We start from the raw sequence: 22,119 nt of genomic DNA, 5'->3' as shown, positions 1-22,119 counted from the left end.
GAGTGGAGACTGAAAAATATGGATACATTGCTAGTTGGCAGTGAGGTGCCCCGCGTAGACGGGCTCGCCAAGGTGACGGGTAAAGCGGTCTACGGCGATGACATTGTTATGAACAATATGCTGTATGGCGTCTGTCGCTACGTGGATATTCCTGCCGGGCGCATCGATGCGCTCGACCTGTCGGAGGCGGAAAAAGTACCCGGCGTCGTACGTATTGCCACCTGGAACGATATCCCCGGTCAGCGCAAGCTGGGAGCGATTGTTCCCGATCATCCGCCGATTATCGACAAGGAGATCGCCTACCGCGGCGACGTGGTTGCCGTAGTAGCGGCGGAAACCTACGAGGCAGCCTGCATCGCCGTCGATAAAATCAAAATCACCTACACCCCGTGGGAGCCGATTACCTCCCCGGAAGAGGCGATGAAGCCCGGGGCGCGCCTTATTCACAGCGAACTCGATAGCAATATCATCAACCGCCACCACACGGCGAAGGGCGATATCGATGCCGGTTTTGCTGCCTCCAGCCATATCTTCGAACGTGAGTATGAGGTGGGGTTCCAGGAGCACGGCTATATTGAGCCGGAATCGATTACCGCCTACCTGGACAATAATGAACAGATCATGACCATTGAAGGGTCGATTCAGAACGCTCACCGCACCCGGGCGGTGATTGCCAAATATCTCGACCTGCCCCAGGCGAAGGTCAACATTAAGCGCTCCGTCCTCGGCGGCTCCTTCGGCGGTAAAGATGACATTATTGATAACGTCTCCTGCCGCGCGGCGCTGCTGGTGCACCTGACCGGGCGGCCGGTTAAGATCTCTTATAACCGCGAACAGTCGATGCGCGAGAGCTACAAGCGCCATCCTTATAAGATGAAATACCGCATTGGCGTGGACGACGACGCGCGCATTCAGGCGATTAAAATCGACATTATCGCCGATGGCGGCAGCTACTGCGGTCAGACGGTGTTTGTCACCTGGCGCAGTTCCGTGCAGGCGGCGGGCCCCTACAACATTCCTAACGTACGCGTCGATCTGGTGGGCGTTTACACCAACAACAACTATACCTCGGCCTACCGCGGCTACGGCGCGCCGCAGGTCATTTTCGCCAACGAATCGCTGATGGATGACGTGGCGGGCGAACTGGGCCTGTCGCCCGTTGAGTTCCGCCTGCGCAATATTCTCAAGCAGGGCGATACCAGCATGGCCGGGCAGGTCTTCAGCGAGCATACCGTCTCCGCGCAGGAGGTGCTGGAGAAGACGCTGCTTAAGGCTGAATATGAGGCCAAACGAGAGCACTATAAAAAACTTAACGCGGAAGGCGGCCCGATCCGCTACGGGATTGGCTTCGCGCTGAGCCACCGCGGCTGCTCTCTGGGGGCCGAGGGGCTGGATGCGTCCTCGGCGCTGATTCAGGTGAATGCCGACGCCAGCGTGAACATCTCCACCTCAGTATCCGAGAACGGGCAGGGGCTGCAGACCACCATGTCGCTGCTGGCGGCGGAAGCGTTTGGTATTGGGCTCGACCGGGTGATGTTTAGCGAACCGGCCACCGCGATGATCGCCGACGGCGGCTCAACGGTCGCTTCGCGCGGTACCCTGATGGGCGGACAGGCGATTCTGAGCGCGGCGAACAAAATTAAACAACGCATGGCGGACGCCGTCAGGGAAACGCTGAAAGCGCAGAGCATCGACGATATCGCCTGGCAAAATGGCAAAGTGTTCAACCGCCACAGCCCGGAGCTGAGTCTCAGCTTCCAGCAGGTGTGCGATATGACCCGGGCTACCGGGGCAAACCTCTCCGCCTACGGCTGGCACGTGGCGCCGAATATTCACTGGGATGAAGAGAAAGGCTGCGGCAGCCCCTATTTCACCTGGGTGTACGGCTGCCAGCTGGCCGACGTGGCGGTGGATATGCGCACCGGTAAAATTACCGTCAATAACGTCGTCGCCACTCACGATGTGGGAAAAGTCATTAACCCGGTTGGCTTTAGCGGCCAGGTTTACGGCGGCGTGCTGCAGGGGATGATCGGCTACGGCATGCTGGAGGATTTCAACACCGAGCACGGCGTGGTGAAATCGGAAAACTTCGATACCTATCTGCTGCCGACCATCAAGGATATGCCGCACATCGATATCATCGCGGTGGAAAACTATGATAAAGCGGGCCCGATGGGGGCGAAGGTTATCGGCGAACCGGTGCTCGAACTGGGCGCTGCGGCCCTCAACAACGCGGTGAGCTTCGCCATCGACCGCCCCAACCGGACCCTGCCGCTGACGCTTGAACAGGTTCGCCTCGGCTATAACCTTAAGAAGCCGGAACGCCAGAGCGAGCAGATGCTGGAATCGGGCGATAAGAAACAGGTTCACCGCCTCAACACCCTGTCGCTGAGCGTCCCGCAAACCCTGAAAGAGGCTCTGACGCTGATGGCCGAGAAGGGGGCAATGCCTATTGCCGGCGGCACCGATGTGCTGGTTCAGGCCCGGATGCTGTCCGGCGAAGTGCCGCTTGTTAATATTGCCGGGCTGGCGGAGCTGAAGGAGATTTTTGACGTTGAGGGTGGCGTCTCAATTGGTTCCGGCGTCTGCTTTACCGACCTGGTTAAGCATCCGTTGATTCAGCAGCGCTATCCGCTACTGGTTACGGCCTGTAAAACCGTCGGCTCCCTGCAGCTGCGCAACCGGGCAACGATCGGCGGCAATATCGTCAACGCCGCCCCGTGCGCGGACTCCATGCCGCCGCTCATTATCTACGATGCGGAAGTAGAGCTGCGCAGCGCGCGCGGAACGCGCCGGATGCCGGTCAGCGAATTCGTCGTGGGCGGCTATCGCACCCTTCTTGAGCCCGATGAGCTGGTTGTCCGCTTTATCCTGCCGGCGCCGACGCAGCAGCCGCTGATCAATCGCTATCTGCAGCTTGGCCGGCGCAATGCGTTGAACATTACGCGCCAGAGCTTAACCGGGCAGTTTATGGTCGATAAGGGCGTGGTTCGCCTGTGCCGTCTGGTGGATGGCGCGCTGATGGCCAAACCGCAGCGGTTGACTGAGGTTGAGCAGGCGCTCACCGGGAAGGCGTTAGACGCCGCCGCCATTGACTATGCGGCCGGGGTACTGCACGACAAGGTAGAAAAAGCCATCGGCGGACGCTGGTCTGCGCCTTATAAAGTCCCCGTATTTATCGATATGTTCCGGCAGATGCTGCAGGAAGTTATGACAGAGCAGAAAAAATAAGGAGCCATGAACATGAACCATATTGAGCTAAAAGTGAATGGCATCCGCATTGCCCGCGATGTGAAAGACAATGTCCGCCTGATCGATTTTCTGCGCGAGGAGCTGAAGCTCACCGGCACCAAAGAGGGCTGCTCGGTGGGCGAGTGCGGAGCCTGCACCGTGATTATGGACGGCAAATCCGTCTGCTCCTGCCTGCTGCTGGCCGCCCAGTGCAACGGGGCGGAGGTCACTACCGTCGAAGCGCTGCATCACGATCCGGTCGGTAAAAAATTGCAGAACGCCTTTATTCGTCACGGCGGCGTTCAGTGCGGCTTCTGCACGCCCGGCGTGTTGATGAGCGCCAAGGCGCTGCTGGATGCCAACCCGGCCCCCAGCGACGATGAGCTGAAAGAGGCGCTGGAGGGGAATATCTGCCGCTGTACGGGATATCAGCCGATCATTACCTCGATTAAAGCGGTGCTGAAATCCTGATCGCCGCAAGCGCCGCCGTCGCCAGCCGACGGCGGCGTTGTATTCGGCTTCAGGGGGAGGATGACGATGAGCAAAAAAATGGATAAACAGTGCGTTATGCTGGCCGCCGGGCTCTCCAGCCGGATGGGCAAATGGAAAATGATGATGCCGTGGGGCGAGGGAACGATTCTCGATAGCGCCCTTGCCAGCGCCCTGGCGTTCTGCGATCGGGTGGTGCTGGTGACGGGGTTTCGCGGCGACGAACTGGCCGCGTGCTATCGGGATCATCCGGGCGTTGAGGTGGTCTTTAACCCGCAATATCAGGACGGTATGTTCTCTTCTATTCAGTGCGGGGTAGGCCATATTCGCGCTTCGCGCTTCTTTCTGGCGCTGGGCGATATGCCGGAGGTCACGCCGGGCGTCTACCGCCGGCTGTGGGCCAACGCCGACGCCGGGAGCTGCATTATACCGGCCTACGATCGCGGTAAAGGCCATCCGGTTCTTCTGCCCCAGCGGGCGATTTCTCTGATTCGTCGCGCGCCGCAAGGGGCCACCCTGCGGGACGTTATCGGTCAGATGGCGGCGCGCGTTATCCCCGTGGCGAATCAGGGGATTCACTGGGATGTTGACACTCCGCAGCAGTATCTTGAGGTCGCGCGCCGCTGCCGCAAAGATCTGGCCGCCGTCGGTTAACGCTGGCGAAAGGAAGAAGAAAAGACAATAATCGCCCCGGGGCGCACAGCGCCGGGGCGATATTTTTTACCCCGCGGCGCTTTCGCGCAGACGGGCTTTCAACTGGCTGTATTCCTCACTGACGTACCGTTCGGCGGCGCGCTGATCGGCAATACGCTCAACGTTAACGGCGCAGTACTTGTACTCCGGGGTTTTGGTTATCGGGCTGAGATTCTCGGTGACCAGCTCGTTGCAGGCGCCAATCCACCACTGATAGGTCATGTAGACCGCCCCTTTATTCGGCCTGTCGCTGATTTTCGCCCGGGAAATCACCTTGCCTTTGCGCGAGTTAACCCACACCAGCTCTTCGTCCTCAATGCCGAGCCGTTTGGCGTCGGCGGTGTTGATCTGGATGTAGCCCGGTTCGTCCGCCAGTTTGGCCAGCGCAGCGCAGTTGCCGGTCATCGAACGGCAGGAGTAGTGGCCCACTTCGCGCACCGTGGAGAGCACCAGCGGATAGGCATCGCTCAGCTTATCGACCGGCGCCTGCCATTCGCAGGTGAAGAACTGCGCCAGCCCGTTCGGCGTGGAGAACCGTTCCGCAAACAGATACGAAGTGCCCTGGTCCGCCTCCGACTCGTCGCGGCACGGCCACTGCACGTAGCCCAGTTCTCCCATCTTCTCGTAGGTCGCGCCGAAGAAGTTGGGGCACAGATGGCGGAGTTCATCCCAGATCTGCTGCGTGTTGTCGTACTTCATTGGATACCCCATCCGGGTGGCGATTTCGCAGATGATTTGCCAGTCGGTCTTCAGATCCCACTTCGGCTCCACCGCCTTGAAAAAGCGCTGGAAGCCGCGGTCCGCTGCGGTATAGACGCCCTCATGCTCGCCCCACGAGGTCGAGGGCAGAATCACATCGGCCGCCGCGGCGGTTTTGGTCATAAAGATATCCTGGACAATAACCAGCTCCATCTCTTCGAAGGCCTGACGTACGGCGGAAAGCTCGGCGTCGGTCTGGAGCGGATCTTCCCCCATAATGTACGCCGCCCGCACTTCGCCGTGCGCCACGCGGTGCGGCAGCTCGCTGATGCGATAGCCAGGGTTCTCCGGCAGGCTCTCAACGCCCCAGGCGTTGGCGAACTTCTCCCGGTTTTCCGGGAATTTCACGTACTGATAGCCGGGATAGGTGTCCGGCAGCGCGCCCATATCGCAGGCGCCCTGGACGTTGTTCTGGCCGCGCACCGGATTGACGCCGACGTGCGGTTTCCCCAGGTTGCCGGTGAGGATCGCCAGGCTGGTCAGGGAACGCACCGTTTCGACGCCCTGCCAGAACTGGGTTACGCCCATCCCCCACAGAATCATGGCGTTTCCGGCGCTGGCGTACAGCCGCGCGCATTCGCGAATCTGCCTGGCGCTGATGCCGGTGATGGCTTCCACCGACTCCGGCGTATAGCCTTCGACGATGTTGCGATACGCTTCGAAGCCTTCGGAACGCCCGGCGACGAAGGATTTATCGTAGAGATCTTCTTCGATAATCACCTGCCCGATGGCGTTGAGCAGCGCAATGTTGGAGCCGTTTTTCAGAGCCAGATGCAGGTCGGCGATGCGCGCGGTTTCGATTTTACGCGGATCGCAGACGATGATTTTGGCCCCGTTGCGTTTGGCATTGAGGATGTGATTCGCCACGATCGGGTGCGAATCCGCCGGGTTATAGCCGAAAATAAACACCAGATCGGTATTATCGATCTCGGTGATGGCATTACTCATCGCGCCGTTGCCGACCGACTGGTGCAGACCTGCAACCGAAGGGCCGTGTCAGACGCGTGCGCAGCAGTCGACGTTATTGGTACCAATAACGGCGCGCGCAAATTTTTGCATGATGTAGTTGGTTTCATTGCCGGTGGCGCGCGAAGATCCGGTGGTCTGAATCGCATCCGGCCCGTACTTCGCTTTTATGTCGCTGAGGCGGTTTGCCACGTAATCGAGCGCTTCCTCCCAGGAGACGGACTCCAGCTTACCGCCGCGCCGGCGACGGATCATCGGCGTTTTCAGGCGCGGGGTGAGGATCTGCGGGTCGTCAATAAAATCCCAGCCGTAGTAGCCCTTCAGGCACAGGGTGCCCTGATTATTTTTCCCCATCGCAGCGTCGGCGCGGGTAATTTTTCCCTCTTCTACCGTGAGCTGCATTTTGCAGCCGGAGGCGCAGTAGGGGCAGACGGTCGTGACTCTTTTCATAGCAGTGGTCCTTAAACTTAGAACAGCAGGGCATAGCTAAAGCGGCCGTTCAGGCCCTGCGCGATACCCTGCTGCACGACGGGGATCGCCAGCAGCAGCAGGGTGATCAAGGCAAACAGGAGTCTGGTGAGCATCATTACCCCTCCTGCGCTTCTTCAGGCTGTCTCTCCTTCTGAACTTTGCGCAGCAGGAGCCACATTCTGACGGTTCTGACGGCCATGTTGCGCGCCGCCGAGCTTGGCGGGGCCGGATCGGGGACCGGCGTTTCGTGGTTAACGCGGAAGGGCACGCTGCCGTTGAGGGTGAGGTTGGCGACGATAGCCGTCAGGGTGCCAATCGTAATCCCGCTGTGCAGAAACAGCTGAACCATCGGCGGAAACTGGGTAAACAGATTGGGCACCAGCACCGGCATCATGCCGAGGCCGAGCGTTAATGCCACCACCATACCGTTATTATTGTTGCGGTAGTTGACCTGTCCCAGGGTACGAATACCGGACACCGCCACCATACCGAACATGACAATGCCCGCGCCGCCGAGGATCGGTTTCGGTATCAGCACCACCAGCGCCGCCATCCTCGAGAACACGCCCATCAGAATCAGAATGATGCCGGAGACCGACACCACAAAACGGCTGCGCACCCCGGTTAAACCGATCAGGCCGACGTTCTGCGCGAAGGCGGCGTAGGGAAACAGATTGAAGAAGCCGCAGATAGTGGTCGCGATACCGCAGGTGTTGAGGCCGTTGCGCAGCATCTTCGCGTCCACCTTTTTCCCGACGATATCCCCGGTCGCCATCATCGAGGACATGGTTTCCACCATCACCACCACCATCACCATCGACAGCAGGGCGACGGGGATAATATGAAATTCAGGTTTGGCGAAGGGCATCAGGGTCGGCAGATGGAGCCAGGGGGTGGCGTGGACGAGGCTAAAGTCGAGAGGCTTAAAGCAGCTCCAGAGTACGGTGCCGATGATAAGACCGATCAGCACCGACGTGTTTTTCACGACGCCGGAGGCAAAGGTGTAAATATTGAGAATAATCACCAGCGTGATTGCCGCCATCAGCAGCGAGAAGGGGGCGCCAAAGCCGCTCATTTCGCTGCTCCCGCCGCCAATCCACCCGCCTGCCACCGGCATAATAGACATGCCGATAAGCGTGACGATGCTGCCCATCACCACCTTGGGAAAGAAGCGGATGAGCTTGCTAATCCACGGCGCGCAGCAGAGGATAAAAATACCGGACACGATCACCGCCCCGGAAATACCGCCGATCCCGTACTCCTTACCGATCAACACCATCGGGATCAGCGCGGCGAAGGTACAGCCCTGGATAAGCGGCAGCCGACAGCCGAGCCACTTACCGACCCCCAGCGACTGCACGATGGTGGCCGCGCCGCAGATAAACAGGTCGGCGCTGATCAGTAAAATAATGTGCTCCGGCGGGAGCCCTACCGCATTACCCACAACGAGCGGAACCGCCACGGCGCCCGCGTACATCACCAGCACGTGCTGTAGCCCATAAAGAATCATTTGCGTAACGGGTAAAATTTCATCGACCGGTGCGGTCGAGCTCCCGTTTTGTGAGGCGGAATTGGCGATATCTTTCATGAAGTTGTTATCTCCTGTACGACTTCACTCTGTATATACCCTTCATACTTCAAGTTGCTTGTGCGTTGGCTTTCCTCGCTCACCCCAGTCACTTACTAGAGTAAGCTCCTGGGGATTCGCTGTGTCGCCGCCTTCCTGCAACTCGAATTATTTTGGGTATAAGCGTGAACAGAGCCAAAGTTACGATTCGAAGGCCGCTGCCTCCCTGAGCCGATGCGTTCATCAGCGTGTTGCGCGCACGAGAAGTAATATGCGTAAGCTGTGCCAAAAATAAGCGCCTGGAGGATTGAAGGAGAATTGTGTGAAATAACTCACGAGAAAAAGGCGGGAATATCGACGCGCTGCGAAACTTCTCAAATAAATCTCTTGGTGAATAAACGCGCGCTATCACATTGAGACAGGGAGCGTCTCATTTTGGTATCACGCGCGATACGTTGAATTATCAACATGATTAAACCCTGAGCGCGGAGAATAATTTTTGTTCAGCGAGAGCGGATATATATCGCGCCGCTAAGCGGGAGTGGGCCTGTTTTTTTTGAGACGGCTCGCAAAAATAAGCACCATATGAATACCCTGAACAAAAGCGCCTGATTATTGCATTGCTTCCCGGTGAGTCCTGGAATAATAAAGGGAAGCAAATGAATAAATTTATTGTTGCCGATTCTGCAAACTGTATTGGCTGCCACGCCTGTGAAGTGGCCTGCGTCACCTCTCATCGCCAGGACAGCTGGCCCCGGCAGCGCAGCGACTTTCTGCCGCGCATTCGGGTGTTCTTCCACCGCCACGCCAGCAGCGCGACGACCTGCCGCCACTGCAACGACGCGCCCTGCGTCGGCTCCTGTCCGACCCAGGCGCTGCGCGTGGCGAACGACAGCGTTCAGTTTACAGAGGCGCTGTGCATCGGCTGTAAAAACTGCGTCATCGCCTGTCCCTTTGGGGCCATTGAGATGGTGGCCAACGATGACGACGCGCCGCAGCTGGCGCAGAAATGCGATCTTTGCAGCCAGCATCCTTCCGGTCAGCAGGCGTGCGTGGCCAGCTGTCCAACCCAGGCGCTGCAACTGATGGATGAGGCCGCCGTTAACCGGCTGCGTAGCGCGCGGCAGATTCGCTCCGCGCTGGAAACCCCGCTGGGCGCCGTTCGCGGCGCCAGACGCAGCGCGATACTCAATAAACCTCCGCGGGTGGGCGCGAAAAAAGTGCCCGCCGATGACCGCATGCAGCACTTCGGCGAAATCTATCAGCCGCTGAGCGAGTGCGATGCGGAGTATGAGAGCGAACGCTGTCTCTACTGCGCGCAGAAAGCGTGGTGCAACTGGACCTGTCCTTTACATAATCATATTCCCGATTTCATCCGCCTGGTGAGCGAGGGCAAGATTATCGAGGCGGCGGAGCTGTGCCATCAGAGCAGTTCCCTGCCGGAGATTTGCGGCCGCGTCTGTCCGCAGGACAGGCTGTGCGAAGGGGCCTGCACCTTAAAGAACGAAGGCGGCTCGGTCGCCATTGGCAACCTTGAGCGCTATATCACCGATACCGCGCTGGCGATGGGCTGGCGACCGACAATCGGCACAGTGGCCCCGCGCCCGGAGCGGGTGGCGGTGATTGGCGCCGGGCCCGCCGGATTGGGCTGCGCCGATATTCTCGTGCGCGCGGGCGTGCACGTTGACGTGTTCGATCGCCATCCGGAAATCGGCGGCCTGCTGACCTTCGGTATTCCGCCGTTCAAGCTGGATAAAAACGTGCTTGAGAAGCGACGCGACGTTTTTAGCGCCATGGGCGTCAATTTTCATCTCAACCAGGAGGTGGGGCGCGACGTGGCTTTTGCCGATCTGGTGAAAAACTATGACGCCGTCTTCCTTGGCGTGGGCACCTACGGTCTGATGGCCGCTGGCCTGGAGGGAGAGAACGCCCCCGGCGTGATTCAGGCCCTTCCGTTCCTGATTGCCAGCACCCGCGAGGTGATGGGGCTCGAAGAGAGCCCCGAGTATCCGCTGACCGACATTAAGGGGAAACGGGTGGTGGTGCTTGGCGGGGGAGATACGGCGATGGACTGCCTGCGCACCGCCGTTCGCCGCGGCGCAGCGAGCGTGACCTGCGCCTACCGTCGCGATGAGCTGAGCATGCCCGGGTCGAAAAAAGAGGTGGTGAACGCGCGGGAAGAGGGGGTGAAATTTGAGTTTAACGTGCAGCCGCAGCGCATTCAGCTCAACCGCAAGGGGCAGGTCTGCGCGGTGGAGATGATCCGCACGAAGATGGGCGAGCCGGGCCCGGACGGCCGCCGCCGGCCGCAGCCGATCCCGGATTCCGGGTTTGAACTTAGAGCCGATGTGCTCATTATGGCGTTTGGCTTTCAGGCTCACGAGATGCCGTGGCTGCGCGGCCACGGGATTAAGCTGGACCGCTGGGGGCAGATAGTGACCGGCGGCAAAGGGCGCGGAACGACGCAAACCAGCCATGACAAAATCTTTGCCGGCGGCGATGCCGTGACCGGCGCGGACCTGGTGGTCACCGCCATGGTTGCCGGGCGGCAGGCGGCCAGCGAGATGTTGATGCAATTCACGGCCCGGGAGGAGATATGACTCGTTTTATCGTTGCCAGTTCGCAGGCCTGCATCGGCTGCAGGACCTGTGAGGTAGCCTGTGCGCTGGAACACGTGGCGCCGAGGGCGGAGTTTCATCCCCGCCTGAAGGTGATGCGCCTCGACGAGCTTAGCGTGCCGGTGATGTGTCATCAGTGCGAGAATGCGCCCTGCGTGGGCGCCTGCCCGACCGGGGCGCTGAGCATGGGGGCGGAGAAAGTGGAGGCCGACGGCGGGCGCTGCATTGGCTGCCAGAGCTGCGTGGTCGCCTGCCCGTTTGGGGCGATTACCATTGAGGTGGAGGCCGGTGTGACGCCGGTTATCGTTAAGTGCGATCTTTGCGGCACCCGGGAGCGCGGCCCCGCCTGCGTTGATGTCTGCCCGACGGCGGCGCTGAGTATCATGACCGAAGAGCAGCTCAGCGCGCTGCAAAAGCAGCGCAATATCGCCACCGCCGCGCTGCTGTCGCTGTAAACCTTGCGTCCGGCGGCGCGGAAGCTGCCGGGCAATTTAATACGCCCGCGTTCTGTCAGCAAAAAAACCGGCCTGCCAGGCCGGTTTAGCGTTTTTACGCGGGCTACGCGGGGAGCGCATCCATTCGCGCCCACATTTTTTTCGCCACTTTCTGCGCTTCGCGGAATATCGGCCCGCAGTCGAAGCTGAACTGGCGATCCTCGTAGATCATCACGCCGTTCACCATGACGCTGCGCACGCTGTTTGCCCCCAGGCCGAAGGCGATATGTCCGGCGATGTTTTCCGCGATAAGCGGCGTCGGCGCCATATAGTCGCAAATGGTGAGGTCCGCTTTATAGCCCGCCTCAAGGCGGCCAAGGCGGGCGTTGAAGTTGCGATTCAACAGTTCATTGCCGTTGCTCAGCGCCTTCGCGAAGCTGTCCGGCCACAGCGGCCCGCCGGCGTCGCGGTGTTTAAAGAAGGCAAACTTCATCTCCTCGAACATGTCGGAACCGATGCCGTCGGTGCCGAGCGCCAGATTGCGCATCTGCGGCAGGCGGGGGTTGTAGCCGACGTGGTTGTTCATGTTGGAGCGGGCGTTGTGCACCAGGAAGCCGTCCTGCGCGTTGAGCAGCTCGACGTCGGCATCGGAGATGTACAGGCCGTGGGCAATCAGCGTCTTACTGTTGATAAGGTCGAACTCCGCCAGCCGCACCAGCAGGTCCTTACCGTAAAGGTGATGGCTGTGAGAGACATCGTAGCGGTCTTCCGCCGCGTGGATATGCAGGCCGCGGCCGGTGGCTTTTAGCGCTTCGCGCAGCATCGCCAGACCCTCATCCGGCACGGTGAACGGCGCATGGGCGCCGATATGGGCCTCGACCAGATAAGGCTGGTCGCCCTTTTCGCGCGCGGCGTCGATCTCTCTGGCGAAGCGAATGTTCTCCTCAACGCTGTCGCGCAGCTCGCGGCTGCCAAAGTTACGGTCGGTGGTTTCGAAGCAGGTCATCCCGCGCAGCCCGATTTTGAGGAAGGCGTTGCGCAGCTGGCTCAGGGAGCCCGCGATATAGTGGGGCGACGCATGATGATCGACAACCGCCGTGCAGCCGCTGCGCACGGCCTCCATGGCGCAGATCAGCCCGCTGTAGTAGAGCGACTCTTCGTCCAGCGCCCGGTCAAGGCGCCACCACAGGTTTTTCAGCGTGGAGATAAAGTCCGGGCTGGGGGCGATATTGGCCTGAATCCCCCGGGACAGGCCGGAATAAAAGTGATTGTGGGAGCAGACCATGCCGGGCATCACCAGCTGCCCGCGCATCTCTTTCACCTGCGCCTGCGGATAGCGCTGGCACAGGCCGGGGCCGACAGCGAGAATTTTATCATTCTCAATGGCGATATCGACGTTCTCCCACACTTTCGCCGGATAGATCTGCGCGGCGGTGGCATTTTTCAGGATCAGGATACTCATACTTCAACGCCTCCCAGAAGATAGCTTTGGTGCTGATGAATATGGCTTATGATGCGGCACATGGCGTCCAGCTGGGCCGGTACCTCGTTAAACTGGCCGCGGTCGTTAATTTCCAGCTGCCACGTCTGGTCGTCCTGACGCACTTTGACGCTGGCGCCCGCGACGAAGAAGCCCGGATTGGTGCTGTTGACAAAATCCTGCTCCAGGCTGAACACGGTGATTTTGTCTTTATACGGTTTTCCCTGCCACGGGCAGAACTGAGCGCAGTTGCCGCATTCGTTGCAATAAGCGTCCAGATGCAGGGTCTGGAAGCGATTCTGGAAGCCCGGCACGGCCACGGAAATATTGGCGCGGTTCGGACAGACGTCGACGCACTTGCTGCACACGTAGTTGCACTCCAGGCAGCGGCTGGCTTCCTGCTCGACAAAAGCCTCGCGCTGGTTTTTATCCACCAGCGTGACGGCGATGGCGCCTTTACGCTGGTACACCTTCGCCGGATCGACGTTGTTCCAGACTTTGTTTCCGTAGCTGCTGGCGATATTTTCCCGGGCCAGGATCGCGTCCGTGGCCCGTCGCGCGTTGCCGATAGCGGAGACGATAGAAGAGGGGCCGCGCTGAACGTCGCCGATCAGGAAAACGTTCGGTTTGCTGGTCTCGCCATCGGCGTTGACCACCGGCCAGCCCTGCGGGTCGAGCGGGATCCCCATTGCCGACAGCGCTTCGCCGTCCTGCTGCTCGCCGATGGCGGTAATCAGAGAGTCGACTTGCAGGGTGCGAATCTCATCGGTTTCCACCGGGCGGCGGCGGCCTTTCTCATCCGGCTCGCCCAGCTTCATGACGCGTACGACGAGCGTCCCGTCGGCGTTAAACTGTTCCGGGTTGCATAGCCACTCGAAGTCGACGCCGTCGAGCAGCGCCTCATCGTACTCTTCGCGCCAGGCGGGCATCTCTTGCTGCGAGCGGCGATAGACGATGGTCGCGCTCTGCACGCCGGGTACGCGCAGCGCCGCGCGGGCGCAGTCCATGGCGGTGTTGCCGGCGCCGACCACGGCCACGCGTTTGCCCAGGTTCAGCTCGGCGCCGCGGTTAAACTCGCGCAGGAACTGCAGCGACTTATGCACGTTCTGGTTATCGCCCCCCAGCTTCACGCCGCTGTTTTTATCGGTACCGGTGCCGACCAGCACGTAACGAAAACCTTTCGCCTGCAGTTTTTCCACGCTCAGATGCGGGTCGCAGCCGTACTCAATTTTGACGCCGTGGGCGACGACAAAATCGATATCGTGCTGGATAAGCTCGCCGGGAATGCGGAACTGCGGAATGATATTCTTCACCACGCCTCCGGCGCTGGCTTCGCGTTCAAAAACCGTGACCGGATGGCCGGCGCGGGCGAGGAAGTATCCGGCGGCGAGACCGGCAGGGCCCGCGCCGATCACCGCTACCGGGTGCCGGGAGCCGGATCCCGCGGGCTTATGCCAGCGGCTGCGGTACTCGTCCCAGCCTTTCTCCAGCGCCACTTTTTTCAGCTCACGGATGTTGAGCGCGCTGTCGTAATCCAGACGCGTACAGTTGTACTGGCACTGGTGGTCGCAGATATGACCGGTGATGGCCGGCAACGCGTTGCGCTGATAGATCAGCTCCAGCGCGTCGGCGTAGCGATGCTCGCCCAGCAGGCGGATATACTCCGGAATATCCTGCTTGATGGCGCAGGCCGTCACGCAGGGGGCGACGTAACAGTCCAGCAGCGGCAGCGGCTCGCCGGTATCAATGCGCTCTTCCGGCTTCCACTGTTTCTGGGTGTAGTCCATGCTCACCGCTTTTTCCGCCAGCGCGTTGAGGCGCTCGACGTCGATCTGCGTCATGTTCCAGCCGTCGGCTTTCTCCAGCTCGCGCATGCACTCGCTCAGGCGCAGATATCCTCCCGGCTTCAGCAGGTCGGTGGCCATGGTGATAGGGCGAATGCCGGTGTCGAAAATCTCGCGAATGTTGAGCTGGCTGGCGCCGCCGGAGTAGGAGATCGGCAGCTTGCCGTCAAACGCCCGCGAGAGCAGGGCGGCTACGTTGATCGATAGCGGGAATAGCGCGCGGCCTGACATATACATTTCATCTCCCGGCAGCGCTCCCTTGTTGTTGACGGTGCCGAGGGTGTTGGTCAGCTTGACGCCAAAGCCGAGGCTGCGCGCTTTCGCCAGCGCCATCAGGCGCGTCAGCATCTCCAGCGCCCGGTCGATCTTAAGGTCATGGTCAAACGACGCTTCGCTAAGGCCGATATAGCCGAAGCCGCAGGCGTCGAGGATCTGGCGAACGCGCGGATAGCCGAGCAGGGTCGGGTTGAGCTTCACAAAGGTATTGAGATTTTTCTCCGTCAGCATATAGCGGCAGATGGCTTCGATCTCGTCCGGCGGGCAGCCGTGCATGGTTGAGAGGGTGACGCCCTGAACCAGCCTGGCCGGCACGCGTTGAGCCAGATTGTCCAGCCCGTCTTTGCGCGCGCAGGTTGGCAGGCTGTCGATAAAGGTTCTATTTTGCAGCCAGCGGTTCAGGGTGTCGCGGTACTGGGCGAATTTAGGATGGGCGGAGGCGTCCATCATGTTGTCGATAAATTCCTGCATTGGCGGCTGCTTAATACCGTCAAGGTTGTAGCCGACGCTCATGTTGAAAATAAACGACTTGCTCTCTTTATGGGTGCCCAGCGGAAAGACCTGCTCCAGCAGATGCAGCGTGAACCAGGCTTTCAGGTACTCATCCCAGGCTTTTTTGAGGGTAAATTCGGTGGACCACTCGGTGTTGAAGCACTCATCTTCGGCATCGATGCAGGGCTTTTCCAGCTCCAGGCGGTCAAGGATCTGTACGGTTTTCAGCTCGATAAACCGCCCGCCGGTTAGCCAGGCGGTAATAATGTTCTGCGCCAGCTGGGTATGCGGCCCGGCTGCCGGGCCGAGCGGCGTCGCGCAGCTTTCGCCGAATACGCCGATCGACCGCTGCGCCTGCGGCGTATAAAACTGTTGCTCGGGGATGCCAAAAATAGTCCGCTGACTCTGATACTCGTCGAAAATGCGCGTTAAAAGCTCCTCAAACGGCACGGGACGCATTATATCTCCCATAACCCTCTCCTTAGATATCATTGTAAGATCGACATTGCCGGTGGTAATCATCCCGACGGATAACGAAAGAGGAGCAACAATCACACCAGTTATTCAAACCGCGGCGGCGAAATAATTAATTTGTGAACCAGGTCGAAACTCGACGATGCCGGGCGAATAATTCCATAGCGGGTAAATGAGAACTCAAATCAATACGCTTTATCATTCGGCGAGATTTCTCAAAATCAGATCCGGAATATCAGAATGATAATTTATGTCGGCTATTCGGCGGTGATTTTAGCAGGCGGCTTATTTTTGCTGCGGTAACAGAGGAAATAATCGATGAGATACCCCCGTTGCAGCGTCAATAGGGCTAACGAAATGACCTGACTCACAATTTACGATGAAAAATGGCAGCTAAGTATAAATATTGCATAGTTGCTACGGGTCGCTGCGACGCTATTTCAACGCCGGGTAGACTCTCAAACTGAGAACCCGGGGAAATATCGCAGATAATCAAATAGAGCCGTAAACATCGCCTTTGAGGTTGGTATGAATATTTTTGCAGAAGCTGCACGACTTGAGGAGCAGAACCGTCCCTTTGCCCTGGCGCAGATTGTCGAAAGCCGGGGCTCTACCCCCCGACACTCCGCTCAGATGCTTATCCGGGAGGACGGTTCGATTGTGGGCACCATTGGCGGCGGGATGGTGGAGCGTAAAGTCATCGATGCGGCGCTGGAAGCGCTGCGCGAACGGGCGTCGCGAATGTTTCACGGTCGCATGGCGCGCACCGGCAGCGACGCCGTGGGCTCCGACTGCGGCGGCGCGATGTCGGTTTACATCAGCGTGCACGGCCTGCGCCCGCGCCTGCTGCTGGTCGGCGCCGGGCACGTCAACCGCGCGGTTGCCCACGCCGCGGCGCGGGTGGATTTTGACATCTGCGTCGGCGATATCTATTCCGCCAGCCTTTGCCTCGACGCTTTTCCGCTTTCGGCGCGGCTGGTGCACGCTGCCAGCTTTACGGACGTGGTGGAGGCGATGGCGGTCCGGCCGCAGGATTTCGTGCTGATTGCCACCAACAACCAGGATCGGGAGGCGCTGGACAGGCTGATAACCCAGCCGGTAGCGTGGCTGGGGCTGCTGGCCAGCCGGCGGAAAGTGCAGGCCTTTGTCCGCCAGATGCGGGAAAACGGCGTAACGGAGGCGGATATCAGCCGTCTGCGGGCGCCGATTGGCTATGACATCGGCGCCGAGACGCCAAACGAGATTGCCATCAGCGTGCTGGCGGAGATCCTGCAGGTGAAAAACGGCGCGCCGGGGGGGCTGATGAACCAGGTGAGGCAAGCGTGCCAGCCGGATTGTCTGGCTGAGGCGGTTGAGGTCTGAGCTTCTGCGAGGGGAAATGTTGCCGGGAGGTTCCCGGCAACCCGTGGCGTACAGCTTATTGGCTAATAATGGTGCCCGTTTTTCCTTCAATCCCCTCTTTGGCTTTGCTCAGCATCGTGATCAGCGCTTTACGCCCCGGCCCTGAGCGGGCGAAGGCGGCGGCGGCTTCCACTTTTGGCAGCATTGAGCCTTTGGCAAAGTGCCCCTCTTCGATAAAGCGTTCGGCATCGCGCAGGGAGAGGTTATCCAGCCACTGCTCGTCAGGTTTACCGAAGTTGATCGCCACCTTTTCTACGGCGGTGAGAATGATCAGCAGGTCGGCGTCGATCATCTCCGCCAGCTTCGCGCTGGCCCAGTCCTTGTCGATAACCGCGCTGGCGCCGCGCAGATGGTTACCCTCGCGAATCACCGGAATGCCGCCGCCGCCGACGGTGATCACCACGTGGCAGTCATCCATCAGCGCTTTTACCGTTTGTTTCTCGATAATATCTACCGGCATGGGCGACGCGACGACGCGACGGTAGCCGCGCCCGGCGTCCTCTTTCATGATGTAGCCGTTTTGGCTCAGCTTGTCAGCCTCTTCTTTGCTGAAGAACGAGCCGATGGGCTTGGTCGGATTAAGAAATGCCTTATCGTTAGCATCCACTTCCACCTGGGTTATCAGGGTCGCCACCGGGATATCCAGCTGGCGCGTTAGCAGTTCTTCACGAATCGCGTTTTGCAGGTCGTAGCCGATGTAGCCCTGGCTCAGGGCCACGCAGACCGACATCGGCAGCATGGGCGTATGGGCCTCGGTTTTTGCCGCGGCCTCGAAGGCCTGGTTGATCATGCCCACCTGCGGACCGTTGCCGTGAGTGACCACCACCTGGTGGCCAAGGGCGATAAGATCGACGATCGTCCGGGCGGTGTGTCGTACGGCCTGCATCTGTCCGGCGAGATCGTCGCCCAGCGCATTCCCGCCGAGAGCGAGAACAATTTTTTTACTCATAGCTTCCTCTCATTACGTTTCTGTTCCGCTGACGGCCTGGTGAGCGGTGGAAAAGGGTTGTCGGCGTAAAAAGCGGCCCTGTCCGGCGATGCCGGTAAAGGTGCCGTTATCAAAGATCACTCTGCCGTGGGAGAGCGTCTGGCGAATCGCGCCCTGACAGATAAAGCCTTCATAGGGTGAATAGTCGGCGTTGTCGTGCAGCATGGCATGACGGATGGTGGTGGTACGCTGCGGATCGATGATAACCACGTCGCCATCGGCGCCGGGCGCCAGCAGCCCCTTCTGCGGCCACAGGCCAAACAGCTTCGCCGGGTTGGCGCTGGTGAGCGCCACAAAGCGCTCAGGGGTGATGCGCCCGGTCATCACGCCGTGCGAGAACAGCAGCAGCAGCCGGTTTTCCACCCCCGGCAGGCCGTTCGGGCAGCGGCTAAAGTCGCCGCCGGAGATCTGCCTGCGCTGCTGCGCAGAGAACGCGCAGTGGTCGGTGGCGACCGTGTCAATATCTCCATCATGGATACCGCGCCATAGCGCATCGTTGTTGCTGGCGTTGCGCAGGGGAGGGCTGAGCAGATAGTTAAGCGCGTCTTCGCGCTCGTAGCAGCGCTCGTCCAGCAGCAGATACTGCGGACAGGTCTCCACCCACACCGGCTGGTGGCGTCTTCTGGCCAGGCGCAGGTACTCCAGGCCCAGAGCGTTGGAAAGATGAACAATATAGAGCGGCGCGTTTCCCGCCAGCTGCGCGAGGTTGATCGTTCGGGCGATGGCTTCCGCCTCGCACTCCAGCGGGCGGCTCAGGGCGTGATAGCGCGGCGCGGTTTTACCGGCGTTGATAAATTCCGCCCGGCGCTGGGCGATGGCGGCATCGTTTTCCGGATGCACCGTCGTCAGCGCGCCGGCGCGCTGCAGGTGGCGCATCGCCTGCAATATCTCATCATCGCTGAGTTTGTACTGGTAGGTCAGATAGAGCTTAAAGCTGCTGATGCCGCTATCCACCATCATCGGGATTTCGTCGAGAATGCCGTGGTTAACGTGTTGGATAACGCCGTGAAAACTGTAGTCGATAACGGCTTTATAGGCGGCGTAGCCGCGATAGACCTCGAACTGGTGGCGCAGGTGGCAGCCGACGGGCCCGAAGCCCATATGATCAACAATGGTGGTGGTACCGCCGCAGGCCGCGGCCCGGGTGCCGGTAAAGAAATCATCGCAGCTGCGGGCGAGACCCACATCAATATTGAAATGCGTATGAACGTCGACGCCGCCGGGCATCACGTAGCAGCCCTCGGCGTCAATCACTTCGCAGGGTTGTTCTGCCTCAATAGAACTGGCAAGGCGCTTGACGAGGCCATCTTCAATGAGCAGGTCCTGCTTTAGCTGTCCGTCGGCGTTGACGACGAGGCCATTTTTAATCAGTACGCGCATAGAAACCTCAACATACCGCCGCAGAGCGCGGCGGCAGACAGGACGAACAATTACTCCGTGGCCAGCCAGCTCAGCGGGATAGCGGCATACATCGCGGCGCAGGTGACCAGATGCGATTTCCAGGTTTTCTCGTTCGGCGCATGCGCCTCCGGCTCTTTCCCTGGCCCAAAGCCGATAACCGGAATACCGTGGCGGCCCATAATGGAGACGCCGTTGGTGGAGAAGGTCCACTTATCTACCACCGGCGCTTTGCCGAACAGACCTTCATAGGCGTTGCTCAGGGCGCGAACGGTGAAGTGGTTCTCTTCCACTTTCCAGGTCGGGAAGTAGCATTCGGTCGGGTAGACCAGGCCGGTCCAGGAGGGGCGCTCGTAGTTGTACATTGAGACCACCGCGGCGGCTTTTTTCACCGCCGGCAGCGCGCGGATCTCTTCCAGCGCGCCTTCCCAGGTTTCGCCCCAGGTCAGACGGCGGTCAATGGAGACGGCGCAGCTATCCGCTACCGCGCAGCGGCTCGGCGAGGTGAAGAAAATCTCGGAAACGGTCAGGGTGCCTTTGCCGAGGAACTCGTCATCGCCCAGCTTGTGCGAAAGCTGTTCCAGTTCGGTGAGAACGGGCGCCATTTTGAAGATGGCGTTATCGCCGCGCTCCGGGGCGGAGCCGTGGCAGCTGACGCCCTGAACCTCCACGCGGATCTCCATACGCCCGCGCTGTCCGCGGTAAATCTGGCAGTCGGTAGGTTCGGTGCTGACCACGAATTCCGGACGTATGCCGGATTGTTCAATAATGTACTGCCAGCACAGGCCGTCGCAATCCTCTTCCTGAACGGTACCGGTCACCAGCAGGGTATACTCACCTTCCAGGCCCAGATCTTTAATGATTTTACCGGCGTAAACCATGGAGGCCATTCCGCCCTCCTGGTCAGACGCGCCGCGCCCGCCGATCAGCTCATCGGTCTCCATACCTTCGTACGGGTCGAAGTTCCAGTTCTTGATGTTGCCAATGCCGACGGTATCAATGTGCGCGTCCATGGCGACCAGACGCGGGCCGTGGCCGATGTAGCCCAGCACGTTACCCATCGGATCGATTTCCACTTTGTCGAATCCGACTTTCTCCATCTCCTCTTTGATACGGTGCACCACGCGCTTCTCATCGCTGCTTTCGCTGGGGATGGCGATCATATCGCGCAGGAAGCGGGTCATCTCTTTTTCGTATTGTTTTGATTTTTCCAGGATCGCGTTGAACGGAATTTGCTTAGCCATAAGGATGTTCTCCAGTTCTGAATACGGGGGTCCCGCCGGGCGGGAGGAATGTTGATCAATCGGCTACTGCGCGGCCGGATGTTTGCCTTCCCAGACGACTTCGCGATAGTGCTTAACGTCGGTGTCGCCTTCGGTGCTAATCACCAGCACCACGGAATCGCTATCCAGCTTGAGCTTGTGCATCAGCGCTTCGCGCTGCGGATGGAAATGAATCGCCGCCAGCAGGCCGAGACCGACGGCGCCGGATTCGCCGGAAATAACGCGCGGATCCTGGCCCGCCGGGTTTCCCAGCACCCGCATGCCGAGGGCGGCGACGGCGTCCTGACAGGAGACGAACTGCGTGGCGCAGTTGCGCAGCACTTCCCAGCCCAGCGGGTTGGGCTCACCGCAGGCGAGACCGGCCATAATGGTGGCCATATCGCCGCTGACGTTGACGATCTGGCCCTTCAGCGCAGAGCGGTAGAGACAGTCGGCCAGCTCCGGCTCGACGATAATGGAATGGAGATGCTTCGCGCCGTAGACATCGGCCAGGTAGCCCAGCACGCCGCCCGCCATCGCCCCCACGCCGCCCTGCAGAAGCACGTGCGTCGGACGGGCGATACCCATTGAGGAGAGCTGTTCTACCGTTTCATCGGCGAGGGTGGCATAGCCCTGCATAATCCAGGTCGGAATTTTCGTGTAGCCTTCCCAGGCGGTGTCCTGCACCACCTCCCAGCCGTTTTTCTGCGCGGTCTGCATGGTAAAGCGGACGGTGTCGTCGTAGTTCATGTCGGTGACGATACACTCGGCGCCGAGGCGCAGTATGGCGTCAACCCGCTCCTGCGCGGAGCCTTTCGGCATATAGATGACGGCGTTCTGGCCTAACTGGCGGGCTGCCCACGCCACGCCGCGGCCGTGGTTGCCGTCGGTGGTGGTGGCGAACGTCATCTTCTCTTTGATGCTGGATTTGAGCGTTTCGAAGGAGAGATCGTTGATATCTAAATGATATTTTTCACACAGCAGCCGGGCGATAGCATAAGAGCCGCCGAGCATTTTGAAGGCGTTGAGGCCAAAGCGCCGGGATTCATCTTTAACGAGGATTTTTTGTACCCCAAACAGCGCGGAAAGTTCGTTCAGCGCCACCAGCGGCGTAGGCTGATAGCCGGCGATCTTTTGATGAAAGCGGCGAGCCTGCTGCGCCTGCTGGCGTGAAAACAGCGGTGAAGTCTCTCCGTTAAAAAAACGGTTTTCGGCAATATCCATTTTCAGTGAGAAAGCAGACATACTCGATCCTTATCCTTTTTGAAATGCGAAA

The 22,119-nt window shown here is 59.7% G+C and carries 13 protein-coding genes and 1 pseudogene; 6 read left to right on the top strand and 8 right to left on the bottom strand.

From position 1 onward, the window contains the following. The first annotated feature begins 18 nt into the window (after nt 1-18). The 3 genes from ACESQ2_RS11630 (at nt 19) to ACESQ2_RS11620 (ending at nt 4,374) form a co-directional block, all read left to right on the top strand. Nucleotides 19-3,231 (top strand): molybdopterin cofactor-binding domain-containing protein, encoded by a 3,213-nt coding sequence (locus tag ACESQ2_RS11630; RefSeq protein ID WP_373170503.1) that lies wholly within the window; start codon nt 19-21, stop codon nt 3,229-3,231. A 12-nt stretch (nt 3,232-3,243) separates the two neighbouring features. After that, a complete protein-coding gene (locus tag ACESQ2_RS11625; protein WP_009651983.1) occupies nt 3,244-3,702 on the top strand; it encodes a (2Fe-2S)-binding protein in 459 nt (152 codons plus the stop codon). Between the two features lie 66 nt (nt 3,703-3,768). Then, a complete protein-coding gene (locus tag ACESQ2_RS11620; protein ID WP_014838779.1) occupies nt 3,769-4,374 on the top strand; it encodes a CTP--molybdopterin cytidylyltransferase in 606 nt (201 codons plus the stop codon). Nucleotides 4,375-4,440: 66 nt separating this feature from the next. Here the strand turns inward: ACESQ2_RS11620 and fdhF are convergent, their stop codons facing one another. Together fdhF and ACESQ2_RS11610 are read right to left on the bottom strand one after the other, a co-directional pair. Beyond that, nucleotides 4,441-6,588 (bottom strand): formate dehydrogenase subunit alpha, encoded by a 2,148-nt coding sequence (gene fdhF, locus ACESQ2_RS11615; protein ID WP_077598948.1) that lies wholly within the window; start codon nt 6,586-6,588, stop codon nt 4,441-4,443. 136 nt (nt 6,589-6,724) lie between these two features. Then, nucleotides 6,725-8,197 carry a nucleobase:cation symporter-2 family protein gene (locus ACESQ2_RS11610; RefSeq protein WP_032718844.1) on the bottom strand — a complete coding sequence of 491 codons (1,473 nt, stop codon included), beginning with the start codon at nt 8,195-8,197 and terminating at the stop codon, nt 6,725-6,727. 638 nt (nt 8,198-8,835) lie between these two features. On the opposite strand from ACESQ2_RS11610, the gene ygfT reads away from it, so the two are divergent. Next, nucleotides 8,836-10,776 carry a formate-dependent uric acid utilization protein YgfT gene (ygfT, locus tag ACESQ2_RS11605; protein ID WP_049069125.1) on the top strand — a complete coding sequence of 647 codons (1,941 nt, stop codon included), beginning with the start codon at nt 8,836-8,838 and terminating at the stop codon, nt 10,774-10,776. Beyond that, complete coding sequence (locus ACESQ2_RS11600; protein WP_373170498.1) at nt 10,773-11,249, top strand: 4Fe-4S dicluster domain-containing protein; 477 nt, start codon at nt 10,773-10,775, stop codon at nt 11,247-11,249. The genes ygfT and ACESQ2_RS11600 overlap by 4 nt, the downstream gene beginning before the upstream one ends. A 103-nt stretch (nt 11,250-11,352) precedes the next feature. Here ACESQ2_RS11600 and ssnA read toward each other — a convergent pair whose 3' ends face one another. Next, the gene (ssnA, locus tag ACESQ2_RS11595; RefSeq protein ID WP_373170587.1) at nt 11,353-12,684 is read right to left on the bottom strand and encodes a putative aminohydrolase SsnA; all 1,332 of its coding nucleotides are present in this window, start codon (nt 12,682-12,684) and stop codon (nt 11,353-11,355) included. 2 nt (nt 12,685-12,686) lie between these two features. Next, nucleotides 12,687-15,791: a putative selenate reductase subunit YgfK gene (gene ygfK / locus ACESQ2_RS11590; protein ID WP_004851914.1), complete on the bottom strand. Its 3,105-nt coding sequence runs from the start codon at nt 15,789-15,791 to the stop codon at nt 12,687-12,689. A 531-nt stretch (nt 15,792-16,322) separates the two neighbouring features. Here ygfK and ACESQ2_RS11585 point away from each other — a divergent pair. Then, nucleotides 16,323-17,099: pseudogene (locus ACESQ2_RS11585) on the top strand (XdhC family protein); the annotation flags it as partial. 112 nt (nt 17,100-17,211) lie between these two features. On the opposite strand, the gene arcC reads toward ACESQ2_RS11585, so the two are convergent. The 4 genes from arcC to dpaL form a co-directional block, all read right to left on the bottom strand. Then, nucleotides 17,212-18,144, bottom strand: a complete 933-nt coding sequence (gene arcC, locus ACESQ2_RS11580; RefSeq protein WP_042945385.1) for a carbamate kinase — start codon at nt 18,142-18,144, stop codon at nt 17,212-17,214. A gap of 12 nt (nt 18,145-18,156) precedes the next feature. Continuing rightward, entirely contained in the window at nt 18,157-19,563 is a 1,407-nt protein-coding gene (gene hydA, locus ACESQ2_RS11575) for a dihydropyrimidinase (RefSeq protein WP_014229763.1), read from the bottom strand. Between the two features lie 50 nt (nt 19,564-19,613). Further along, nucleotides 19,614-20,825, bottom strand: coding sequence for a YgeY family selenium metabolism-linked hydrolase (locus ACESQ2_RS11570; RefSeq protein WP_373170495.1), 1,212 nt, complete (start codon nt 20,823-20,825; stop codon nt 19,614-19,616). Between the two features lie 63 nt (nt 20,826-20,888). Next, complete coding sequence (gene dpaL / locus ACESQ2_RS11565; RefSeq protein ID WP_004851905.1) at nt 20,889-22,088, bottom strand: diaminopropionate ammonia-lyase; 1,200 nt, start codon at nt 22,086-22,088, stop codon at nt 20,889-20,891. Between the last annotated feature and the right edge of the window lie 31 nt (nt 22,089-22,119).

It is taken from the genome of Klebsiella sp. Q11, from assembly GCF_964241505.1.
GTDB classification, from domain to species: Bacteria; Pseudomonadota; Gammaproteobacteria; order Enterobacterales; family Enterobacteriaceae; genus Klebsiella; species Klebsiella michiganensis.
Note: the sequence above shows the minus strand (reverse complement) of the source record. Positions and strands in the feature narration are given on the sequence as shown.